The sequence below is a fragment of the Clostridium drakei genome (assembly GCF_000633595.2).
In the GTDB taxonomy this organism is placed as follows: Bacteria; Bacillota; Clostridia; order Clostridiales; family Clostridiaceae; genus Clostridium_AM; species Clostridium_AM drakei.
The window spans coordinates 20,798-32,665 of record NZ_JIBU02000029.1; the positions used below are offsets into that span (position 1 = coordinate 20,798).

The 11,868-nt window shown below is 29.4% G+C and carries 11 protein-coding genes; 6 read left to right on the top strand and 5 right to left on the bottom strand.

Annotated features, from left to right (window positions below; genetic code table 11):
• Positions 1–64 precede the first annotated feature (64 nt).
• The 5 genes from EG57_RS0215840 (at position 65) to EG57_RS0215860 (ending at position 5,071) form a co-directional block, all read left to right on the top strand.
• Positions 65–1,429 carry a nucleobase:cation symporter-2 family protein gene (locus EG57_RS0215840; RefSeq protein WP_032078164.1) on the top strand — a complete coding sequence of 455 codons (1,365 nt, stop codon included), beginning with the start codon at positions 65–67 and terminating at the stop codon, positions 1,427–1,429.
• 240 nt (positions 1,430–1,669) lie between these two features.
• Positions 1,670–2,200 (top strand): sigma-70 family RNA polymerase sigma factor, encoded by a 531-nt coding sequence (locus EG57_RS0215845; RefSeq protein WP_029162870.1) that lies wholly within the window; start codon positions 1,670–1,672, stop codon positions 2,198–2,200.
• Positions 2,201–2,202: 2 nt separating this feature from the next.
• Entirely contained in the window at positions 2,203–3,309 is a 1,107-nt protein-coding gene (locus tag EG57_RS0215850) for an anti-sigma factor family protein (protein WP_032078165.1), read from the top strand.
• Positions 3,310–3,314: 5 nt separating this feature from the next.
• The gene (locus EG57_RS0215855; RefSeq protein ID WP_032078166.1) at positions 3,315–4,220 is read left to right on the top strand and encodes an ABC transporter ATP-binding protein; all 906 of its coding nucleotides are present in this window, start codon (positions 3,315–3,317) and stop codon (positions 4,218–4,220) included.
• Entirely contained in the window at positions 4,220–5,071 is an 852-nt protein-coding gene (locus tag EG57_RS0215860) for an ABC transporter permease (RefSeq protein ID WP_032078167.1), read from the top strand. Before EG57_RS0215855 ends, EG57_RS0215860 begins: the two co-directional genes overlap by 1 nt.
• Positions 5,072–5,148: 77 nt before the next feature.
• On the opposite strand, the gene EG57_RS0215865 is transcribed toward EG57_RS0215860, so the two are convergent.
• The 5 genes from EG57_RS0215865 to EG57_RS0215885 all read right to left on the bottom strand — a co-directional run bounded on the left by EG57_RS0215865 (position 5,149) and on the right by EG57_RS0215885 (position 11,265).
• Positions 5,149–7,476 (bottom strand): type IA DNA topoisomerase, encoded by a 2,328-nt coding sequence (locus tag EG57_RS0215865; RefSeq protein WP_032078168.1) that lies wholly within the window; start codon positions 7,474–7,476, stop codon positions 5,149–5,151.
• 281 nt (positions 7,477–7,757) lie between these two features.
• The gene (locus EG57_RS0215870; RefSeq protein WP_032078169.1) at positions 7,758–8,789 is read right to left on the bottom strand and encodes an ABC transporter substrate-binding protein; all 1,032 of its coding nucleotides are present in this window, start codon (positions 8,787–8,789) and stop codon (positions 7,758–7,760) included.
• Positions 8,790–8,828: 39 nt separating this feature from the next.
• Positions 8,829–9,371 (bottom strand): nucleoside-triphosphatase, encoded by a 543-nt coding sequence (locus EG57_RS0215875; protein ID WP_032078170.1) that lies wholly within the window; start codon positions 9,369–9,371, stop codon positions 8,829–8,831.
• Positions 9,372–9,400: 29 nt separating this feature from the next.
• Positions 9,401–10,183: an ABC transporter ATP-binding protein gene (locus EG57_RS0215880; protein ID WP_032078171.1), complete on the bottom strand. Its 783-nt coding sequence runs from the start codon at positions 10,181–10,183 to the stop codon at positions 9,401–9,403.
• Positions 10,180–11,265 (bottom strand): FecCD family ABC transporter permease, encoded by a 1,086-nt coding sequence (locus EG57_RS0215885; RefSeq protein ID WP_032078172.1) that lies wholly within the window; start codon positions 11,263–11,265, stop codon positions 10,180–10,182. The genes EG57_RS0215880 and EG57_RS0215885 overlap by 4 nt, the downstream gene beginning before the upstream one ends.
• 256 nt (positions 11,266–11,521) lie before the next feature.
• Here EG57_RS0215885 and EG57_RS0215890 point away from each other — a divergent pair, with 256 nt between their 5' ends.
• Entirely contained in the window at positions 11,522–11,857 is a 336-nt protein-coding gene (locus tag EG57_RS0215890; protein WP_032078173.1) for a TroA family protein, read from the top strand.
• Positions 11,858–11,868: the final 11 nt, after the last annotated feature.

Below are 11,868 nucleotides of genomic sequence, written 5' to 3' on the forward strand. Positions count from 1 at the left end.
AAAGAACTCCTCAAGTAAGCAATATTATATACTATTTCTTAATTTTACAGGAGGTTTTTTTATTATGGAAGATGAAAAAATAAATGCAGTTGACAAGGTAGATGAAGTTCTTCCTGTTCCTCAACTGTTTACATTAGGTTTACAGCATGTACTTGCCATGTACGCAGGTGCTGTAGCTGTACCATTAATTATAGGTGGTGCAGTAGGCTTAACACCAGCTCAATTAGAACTTTTAGTTGCAGCTGACTTATTCACATGTGGAATTGCAACTTTAATTCAAGCACTTGGAATAGGACCTAACATCGGTATTAAATTACCAGCAATATTAGGTTGTACTTTTGCAGCCGTTGGTCCACTTATAATAGTAGGTAAAAATTTAGGAATGCAAGCAGCCTATGGTTCAATAATTGTAGCAGCAATGATTGTTGTACTTATTGCACCACTATATGGTAAAATACTGAAGTTTTTCCCTACTGTTGTAACAGGCACTGTTGTTACTATGATTGGTCTTTCTCTAATAAATGTAGGTATAACTAGCATTGGTGGTGGTTCTGGAGCTAAAGATTTTGGTAGCGTATCTAATCTTCTACTAGCTGGATTTGTAATGATTGTAGTTCTGCTATCAAATAAATTTTTCAAAGGATTTTTTCAAGCAATTTCTGTTTTAAACGGTATTATTTTAGGTACTATAGTTGCTTCATTTATGGGAAAAGTAAATTTTTCACCTGTTATGGATGCAAAATGGATAAGCTTTGTACATCCATTTAACTTTGGTTTTCCAAAATTCGATATTGGCTCAATAATTATGATGACTTTTGTTATGTTAACGGTAATGATTGAATCAACAGGTACTTTTCTCGGAATTGGAAGAGTTTGTGATAAAGAAATTTCTGAAAAAGATATTGTACGTGGTCTTAGAGCTGAAGGAATTGCAACAATTTTGGGAGGTATTTTTAACTCCTTTCCTTATACAACTTTTAACCAAAACCTTGGTCTTTTATCACTAAGCAAAGTAAAAAGCCGTTTTGTTGTTGTTGCTTCTGGTATAATTTTAGTATGTCTTGGCTTAATTCCAAAATTTGCAGCTATAGCTACAATTATTCCTCAACCTGTTATAGGTGGAGCTACAACTATAATGTTTGCAATGGTTGCAGTAGCTGGTATACAAATGCTTGCTGATGTAGACTTTAATAACAATTGCAATATGCTTGTTGTTGCTTGTTCTATAGGTATAGGTCTTGGAATCACAGGTGTACCTACTTTACTTGATCATACTCCATCAATTTTTAAATCTATATTCAGTAGTGGAATAGTTTCTGCATCAGTTGTTGCCGTACTATTAAATGCATTTTTAAATCACGGAAACAAAAATGTTGAAACTAACATTCATACTAATGTAGACTCTTCTCCAAAATGTTCTGAAGCTTAATTTTTTAATTAGTTTCAACATAATTAATAATTATATTAACATATTTTTAAAATAGGAAATTATTTTTGATAAATTGAGTAATAGTTTAATACTGTTACCCAATTTTTTTTAATTCTTGTCACAATTTCTAACACTTATGTGTTAATATTATAGATACCAAAAAAGGTATTAAAAATATTCTAGAATATTTTGATCAAAAGCTTTTGAAGAAAGTTACCTAGGGGGGAAGACAACTAAAATATGGGTGTTATTAGTTATTTTAATAAGAAAAAACAAGAACAAAATTTTAAAACTGCATATGAGAAATATTATGACACCATATTTAAAAGAATTTTTTACCTCACTGGTGACATACATGCAGCTGAAGATTTAACACAGGAGGCATTTATGAAATTATATAATTCACCACCTGATCATGATAATATTGCTGCATGGTTAAATAAAGTTTCCACTAATATCTCTTATAATTATATAAGAGATAAAAAAGTTCATGAAGGAAAAAATGAAATGATTTATAAAAAAGAAATTGATAATGTAGTTTCTATTGAAGAAGTTGCAATTAATAATTATGAAGTGGATTTAACTAAAAAGGTGCTAAACATGCTTTCACCTAGAGATCGTATGTGTCTGCTTCTTAAATTTTCCGGATATAAATATAGTGAGATTGCAGAAGTAATCGGAGTTGATAAAAATTCCGTCGGCACTCTTATATCAAGAGCACAAACAAAGTTTAAGGAAAATTACTTGAATTCAGAAGGAAGAGGTGAATAAAAGTGAGGTGTCTAAGCGAAGGAATTATTCAAGCATACATTGATGAAGAACTTAATGATATTGAAATGAAGGAAGTAGAAATGCATCTTTTTCAATGTAAAAAATGTAAAGAAGTTTATAAAGAACTAAAATCTATAAACAACTTTGCTATGGATAAGCTTAAGGATTATAAAAAGGATTTTAATATAACCTCTATAAAACCAGTAAACATGGATATTGATAGAAAAAATAAAAAAGGAGAATTTAAAATTATGAAAAAATATAAGAAAATAACGGCAGCTGCTTGTGTTGCTCTTGCTATAACTACTTGCGTCTCCGTACAGCCTATAAGAGCATCAGTTATTAATGCAGTTTCAATTTTTAGAGCAACAGATATTAAAAGTGTAAATATTTCATTAGAAGATGTAAAAAAGCTTAAAAGTGAACTTGAAAAGAATAAATCAGATATTAATATTGATAAAATAGGTAAAGTAAAATACCAAGGCGGTGAACAAAAAGATGTAACTATAGATGAAGCCCAAAAAACTTTACCATTTACAATACTATATCCTAAAAATATGCCATCAAAAAATATAAAAAATATTTCCATAAACAAACCTTCAAAATGTGATTTTACATTAAATATTGAAAATATAAATGAACTTCTTAAATCCTTAGGAGGAAAAAAGCTGTTTCCTAAAAACTTAGATGGAAAAACTTTTTCTTTGAACACAGGTGGAACATTAAACATTTTTTATGAAGATTATACAAATGGTAACCATATAGCTGTATCCGAAAGTAAAATACCAGAACTCATTGCACCTGATAATGCAAGTGTTGATGAAATATTTAATGCCATTTCAGATCTTTCTATACTCCCATATGATATGCAAAAGCAATTAAAATCAATGAAAGATTGGAAAAGTACTTTGTTTGTTCCTAATGTAGAAAATAAATCTGAAGAAATGACCATAAATGGAATGAAAGCCATTGGATGTTTCGATAATAATAAAAATAGCAATGAATCAAGACATTCTTATATTTTAATGCTTAAAGATGACATTTTGATAAGCATTGATGGTAATGCAGACAAAAATGAACTAATAGAAATTGCAAAATCTATGAGGTGATAAATTTGGTAATTGAAACTGAAAATCTTTCTAAAATATATGAAAATAACAAAGGCTGTAGGAATATAAATATATCTGTAGCTGAAGGGGAAATTTATGGGTTTTTAGGCCCTAATGGTGCAGGAAAAAGTACATTTATAAAGACCATTGTAGGATTACTATTTCCTACTTCAGGTACTGCACACATATTAGGCAAACCTATAGGAAATATGGAAACAAAAAAAAAGATAGGCTACTTGCCTGAACTTTTTAAATATCAAGAATGGATGACAGGATTAGACCTCCTGTCCTTCCATTCCTCATTATACAAGCTTGACAAAAAATCTTCTTTCACAAAAATAGAAGAAGTTCTTGAGATTGTCAATTTAAAAGGTGCAGAAAAAAGTAAAATAGGTACTTATAGCAAGGGAATGCAGCAGAGAATAGGAATTGCTAGCGCTCTTCTTTGCGACCCAGAGCTCCTTTTTTTAGATGAACCTACCTCTGCTCTAGACCCTATAGGTAGAAAAGAGGTTAGGGACATTATGTTAAAGTTAAAAAATATAGGTAAAACTGTATTTCTAAACAGTCATCTTTTAAGTGAAGTGGAAATGATTTGTGATAGCGCTGCCATTATCAGCAAAGGAAACATCATAAAACAAGGAAAAATGAATAATCTTTTAGAAGGAAATACTATTTTAGATATTCACGTGGAAGATATAAATAATGAAATTTTAAATAAACTTGAAAAATTTGATGAAGATATAATCTTTAATGGTAAGAGCATTAAAATGCATGTAAAAGAAGATGATGAAATACACCAAATTGCATCACTAATTATATCTGGTGGAGGAAAACTATACGGACTTACTCCACATAGAGATAGTCTTGAAGACTTATTTATAAAACTTGTTGAAGGAGGTCAAAAATAATGTTTATAATTGCCTTATCTACCTTCAAAGAAATATATAGGAAAAAAATTTTTCATTTTATAGGCATACTAACCATACTATATCTTATTCTTTTAACTATTATTTTTAAATTTATAGGCAATAATTTACATAGGAGCAATGGTGTAATAGATATGCTTATAAATCTTTCTTCAACAATTTCTATAGTTGGCTTTTATTTTTCCAGCATGCTTGTAGCTTTTCTAACCATAATGCTTTCTATAGGAACTGTTTCCTCTGAAATGGAAAATGGCACTATTTTAACTATTTTAACAAAACCAATTAAAAGAAGTGAATATATAATTGGAAAATACCTAGGAACAGGTATTCTAATTATTTTATATAGCCTTATTCTTTACATATCAGTAATTATTATTTCTACTATAAGTAAAATATCCATTATTGAAGCGTTTGGAATAAGTACTCTAGCTAAGGGTTTTCTATTTTTTATTTTACAACCTTTAACCATATTATCAGTATCTCTTTATGGAAGCACCAAATTAAAAACTGTAAATAATGGAATATTAATAATGGCTTTATATGTTCTTGGACTAATTGGTGGTGTAATGGAGCAAGTAGGTTCATATATAAAAAATGACTCTCTTTCTACCATAGGAATAATTTCAAGTTTAATTTCCCCTTTTGAGATCACTTATAGAAAAATGATTTCAACTATTTTTTCTTCTTTGGGTTCCTTTAATTTTCTATCAGGCTTTGGCATAGACGGAAAATCTACAACACCAAGCATATATATGATGGTTTATGTATGCATATACCTAGTTCTTTTTATATTTATAAGCATTAAAGGATTTAACAAAAAAGATATTGGATAAGCAAACTCTCATTTTTCTTTTAAAACAGTAAATGTAAAAACATACTAGGTTTTACCCAGTATGTCTTTTTTATATATTTATGAATTTTCAAAGGAAAGTTCTATTTTTCCTCCCTTTATTATAAGTCTTGCATTAAATTCATTGCCTTTTTTTGATTTAAATCCATTTATAATATCTGTTTTCCCATGATTCATTAAATTCTTAATTTGTTCAACAGGTATCTTTTTACCGCAAATTTCTGCTACAAAAAACTTACATCCACTTTGCCAATTATTACAACCATATCCCTTACTATTCTTTACAATATCACCTGTTTTACATATAGGGCATAAGCCTAATGATTCTCTAGTTCCATTTTCATTTTTATCTGTCTTTAAGCTTTTTTTGCTTTTAGAAGAACTTTTAACTTTTACTCCATTACTATTTTTGTCCTTAACTTCTTCAAAAAAACTATGCATATCTCCCATATTCATTCTATCCATAACTTTTTTTACATTAAGCTTAGTGTAATCCTCCAGCTTTTTCATAAATATGTCAGGTTCTATTTCCTTTCCATAAACCATTTTTAATCCTTTTTCCCAGCTAGCTGTAAGAGTAGGATTAAGCAATGTAGGTATAGAATTTATTATAACCTCATATATCATTTCTCCCTTTTGGGTTGGAGATATAACTTGAGTTTTCTTATCAGACATGATATAGCCTATTTTTTCTAACTTCTTTAATATTTCAGCTCGAGTGGCTGAAGTTCCTATACCAGCTCCTTTTATCTGCTCTCTAAGTTCTTCATCTTCAATAAGCTTACCTGCATTTTCCATAGCAATTATTATTGATCCTGAAGTGTACTTTTTAGGAGGTGAAGTTTCCCCTTCCTTTACTTCCATATCAACTACATCTACTATTTGTCCTTTTTTAAGCTTACTTAAAAATTTTAAATTCTTTTCTTCTTTATTCTTTTTATACTCTTTTAATACATTAAGGTATCCTTCTTCTACACAAACCTTATCTGTAGTAAAAAATCTTTCTTCACCAGCTTGAGTTGTAATAGCAATTTTGTTATATTTAGCTGGAGGATAAAATATAGCCAAAAATCTTCTAAGTACTAAATTGTATACTTTTTTCTCCAAATCTGTGAGACCATTATAGCTTTGAAGTCCTTCTCCTGTTGGTATAATAGCATAATGGTCTGTTATTTTGCTATCATTTACATATTTAGTTTTTTCCAAATTTGAATACCATTTATTATTCAATATATTTTTCGCTATAACTTTTACTTCTTTATCGCCATCGTATTTCAAAAGTTTTCTTATATTTTTATCTATTTCCTTTGCTACAGCCTTAGATAAAACTCTAGCATCTGTTCTTGGATATGTAAGCAGCTTTTTTTCGTATAAGGATTGAATTTTATTTAAGGTTTCTTCAGGGCTTATTTTAAACTTCTTTGAACACTCATTTTGGAGCTCTGCTAAATTAAAAAGCAAAGGAGCATTTTTACTTTCTACAGTCTTTTTTATATTCTCTATAACAGGTTCCTGCTCAAAAATTTTCTCTCCTATTTCTTCTATAAACTTTTCCGCATCTTCTCTTTTCTTAAAACCACCTTCATTATATAAAAGAGGTGAATCCTTATATTTAGAACCTTCTACAGATTTCCATTCACCTTCATATACCATTTCTTCTTCATATTCTCCACTGGAATTACCATCAAAGCTTCCTAAAATCTTATAAAAAGGTGTTTTTACAAAGGATCTTATCTCCCGTTCCCTATCTACAATCATTCCAAGAACACAGCTCATAACTCTACCTACTGCAATTACCACTAATTTATCTCCAGTAGCATTAGCCACAGTTTTACCATATTTAAGAGTTAAAAGTCTAGAAAAATTTATTCCCAAAAGATAATCTTCTTTAGCTCTTAAATATGCTGAATCAGCCAATGAATCATATTCTGAAATATCCTTTGCTTCTTTTATACCTCTGCGTATTTCTTCTTCTGTTTGAGAATCAATCCACACTCTCTTCTTTTCCTTCCCTTGAACTCCTACCATTTGGTCTACAAGTCTATAAATGTACTCTCCTTCTCTTCCTGAGTCGGTACATACATATATTGTACTTATATCTTCTCTTTTTAATAATCCACTAACTATATTAAACTGCTTTGATACTGCTGGAATAATTTCATATTTATATTCCTTAGGTAAAAAAGGTAAAGTGTCTAATGACCATCTTTTTAAATTAGAATCATACGCTTCCGGATAACTCATAGTTACCATATGTCCCACACACCATGAAAAAACAGCTTTGTCTGATTCTATATACCCATCTCTTTTAGTACCTTTTACATTTAAAAGTTTAACATATTCCATAGCCACTGATGGCTTTTCTGTAATAAATAAAGCTTTACTCATAAAAAACCTCTCTGTATCTTAATGTTTAAGTATTCATTTTCACAAGTTACTTGTCCAATTATACACCAAAGTAACTAAATTTAAAAATTTCATTTAAAATAGTTTCAAAATCAATTATATCATAATTTAGTTTTTCACATAATATTATTGCCAAGGTCATGATTTTTATCCATAACCCACCATTCAAAATACAGAGTAAAAATATTTTTTATCTATGTTATTTATTGTATATTTTCAACTTTCACTAAATGTATTGCTATATAAAATTCGTCTTCTCGATTTTAATCTAAAGTGCCACCAAGTTTTGTATAAGTAGTGCCATAGAATTGTTGATAAAAATCGTCCACTTCTTTTGTCATATTTATATCTTTAAATAATTCAGGATTTGCTTTTGTACTTAACCACATTATTCCTAAAATTGTTTGAGGACAAGGCATATCCCAGGAACTTATTTTTGAAGGCATTAAATAAACTTTTTTATTTCTTACAGCATTTACATCTTTTAAAGCAGCATTATTAAGCACCTCTTGAGGCTTCACTCCAGAATATTGTGTAATAATTATTACATCAGGATTCCAGCTAATTAATTGTTCTGCGGATACTTGACTCCATTTATTGCTGCTTAAAGAACCCGTCACATTTGTTCCTCCAGCTAATTCAATTAATGAATTCTGGAACATATTCTTTCCTGGAGCTAAGTACAAACCTCCAGCTGCCATATATACTTTAGGTCTACTTTTTTGATCTACAGCTTTAAGTTTAGTATCAATAAAATTTAACTTTTTAGTATAATAATTCATAAATTCTTCTGATTTCTTTTCTTTACCTGTAAGTATTCCTAAATCTTTTACAGTTGATTTTAATTCATCAAGATTTTCTGCACTTACAACAAAAACTTTAATATTAGACTTTTCAAGTTTTGGTACAATTTCTTTGTTCTTTTTATATATGATAACAAGATCAGGTTTAGCAGCTATTACTTGTTCAACATTTATATCATTACTAGCAGCTGTTTTACTTGAACCTGCTTTTGGTGAAAAAGTTAATGGATTTTTTATAACATTTCCATCTGCACCCAAAATGTTATCTTGCTTATCCAAAGCACATAATATTTGAACTGCTATAGGGTAGTTAGTTAATATTTTTTCAGCTGGCTTGGACAACTCTATTTTTCTTTTCATTCCATCAGTAACAGTAATCTTTTTATTGTTATCTGCATTATTTGTACTTTGCACCGCTGTTGAGTTTTTGCTACAAGCTCCAAAAGTACATACAATTAGTACTAAAATTAAAAATTTAGCTATCTTTTTCATTTTTTTATTCTCCCCCTATGATTTTTTTAAATTAAATAATTAACTTTCAACCATAAATTTTTCCTTTAACCTTACATTATTATTTTGCAACATTTGAAGAATTTTATATTCCATTAAACCTCTATTATTTTCATCAATTTTAAATACTTGTACATCTTCTCTCTTTGCTATTTTCTGTACAAAGTTTCCATCACATTCTTTTAATACTCCTATAACAGCCTTATCGCTATTAAGTATTTTGAAAACAGTTTCTTTAAATAATGGAGCTTTTTCTTCCATAAAACCCAATTCATCTAATACTATTAGTTCTCTATTATCCAAGCTTTTTAATAATATATCTTGGGATATTATATTGAACATATTCATATCCGAATGTAATTCACGTTTCTTTGCATCATAAACTCCAATTGTATAACTTTCTTCTAAATTATAAAGTGAATTTACTTTAAATCGTTTGCTTTCCCCAATGAATTTTTTTTCTTGAATAAATCCACCTATGGAACAATCCACATTTTTAATAATTTTTTTTAATAATGTAGATTTTCCTACTCCCCTTTCACCAGTAATGAAAATCTTTTTCATAATATATTAATCCCCTTTCTTTATTAAAATCAATTGATCATAGGAATACAAGCCTTTATTTTATTCCCATTAGAATTAACTGTATTTATTATTTTTACATTAATACCATATGCCTCCTTAAGGTTATCTTCTGTTACAACTTCATCCACACTACCCACTGTAAACACATTATTTTTTTGCATAAAAGCTACTTTTGTAGAACATAAGAAAGCATGATTAGGATAATGTGAGGTCATAATAATTGCTAGTCCTCTTTCTGAAAGTTTATTTATCTGTTCTAACACCCTGATTTGATTTCCAAAATCTAAATTTGAAGTTGGTTCATCCATTATAAGTATCTTAGGATCTTGAGCAAGAGCTCTTGCAATTAAAACCATTTGCCTTTCTCCACCACTTATTTCTGTGTATATCTTATCTCTTAAATAATCTATTTTTAAATCCTCCAAAGCTCTTTCTACAATCTTTCTATCTTCCTTACTTGGAGAAGAAAACATTGAGAGATGTGCAGTCCTCCCCATTAATACAACATCAAAAACTTTAAATGGAAATGGAGGAGTATGTGATTGAGGGACATAACCAATAATTTTAGCTAATTGTTTTCTAGAACAATTATGTATGTTTTTTTCATCTATTAATATTTCTCCACCTTTTAATTTTAAAAAACCCAATATAGTTTTAAAAAAAGTAGTCTTACCAACACCATTAGGCCCTAATAAACATAAAATTTCTCCTGAACTTACATTCATGGATATACCGTTTACAACATTATTTTTTCCATACCCACAGACTGCATTTTTAATCTCTAACTTCATATCCATCCTCTCCTTCCTTTAACTAGAAGGTAAATAAAAAAAGGTGCTCCTATTAATGATGTTAAAATTCCCAAAGGAATTTCTATAGAAAATGCACAACGAGCTACATCATCAACTAATAAAAGAAAAGTGGCTCCTATAAGTAACGAACTAGGCAGCAATACTTTAAAATCAGGGCCAACAATCATTCTAGCTATATGAGGTATTACAAGACCTATCCATCCAATCATACCGCTAATCGATACAGCAGCTGCTGTCATTAAAGTTGAACAAAGAATTGCAATTAGTCTTAATTTTGAAGTATCAATACCTAAAGACTTGGCCTCTTCATCTCCAAATGAAAGTACATTAAACTTCCACCTTAATAGAATTAAAGGTATAACACCTATAATCATTGGTATCAATAATATTTCTATATCTTTCATAGTAACAGAGGACAATCCTCCCATAAGATAAAAAGTTATAAGTGGAAGTTTCTCATATGGATCTGCCACATATTTTGTAATTGAAATAAACGATGTAAACAAAGCTGCAACAACCATACCCGTAAGTACAAGCAATAATGTAGCATTATTACCTCTAGTTATTATGGCACTTATTGAATAAGTTATTATTACTGCTATAAGTCCAAATAAGAATGCAGAAATTTGTATACCTAAACCATTAAACGACAAAAGAATTCCAAGCGCTGCACCAAATCCCGCACCAGCAGAAGCTCCAAGTATATCTGGCGATACCATTGGATTTCTAAATAACCCTTGATATGTAGCTCCAGACACAGATAAAGCTGCTCCAACCATTAATGCAGATAATATTCTAGGAGCTCTAACATTAAAAAGTACTGTTTCAATGGTACTATATTGTGCTGCACTATACCCAAAAATTTTTGATGATACAACATAAAAAAACTGTGGTAATGATATTGAATATCTTCCAATAGTTAAGGAAATTAAAATAGCCACTATGGGTAAAATAGATATTACAAGCATGATACAAGTTGTTTTTCTTTCTTCCAATTTTCTCTTATGATTTTCTAATCTTAAATTTTCTGATGAATCATTTATTGTTAATGGTTCTGCCACTTGCTTTTCCTCCTCTTCAACTATAATTATTTAGATTGTAAAATTATACAAAAAAACATTGTTACTTAAATAATTCTAAATTTCACTAAATAGACCATAAAAATGTAGATTTATCACAAATCGTTATGTTATTATAAGTATAACGATTTCTTGTGTTATTGTAAACACAATTTTCTTGATATTGTAATAGATTCCATAATGCTTTTAACAGTATAATATCTGCTGTTACTAAATTTTTTTAAAGGATGTGTTACTTATGAAAAAAAACTTAAAATCTATGCTCCTCATTATTTTGTCAATTATTTTTTTACTAGTTGGCTGCAGTAGTAGTAAAACTTCAAAAGAAACAAGTGAAAAAAGTGGACAAACAAAAACAATTACTGATTCTGCTGGGAAAAAAGTCACTATACCTTCCAATATACAAAAAATTGGAGATGCATGGCAGGCACATAATGAAGTTTTATGTATTTTAGGTGCTGGAGATAAAATTGTCTCAACAATTCTTACAGAAAAAGGGAGACCATGGCTATATACAGTAAATCCTAAAATAAAAAAGAGGCCTTTGGGCCTCGTTGTTGCTGTCGCTCTCTAAAAATAAGGCGG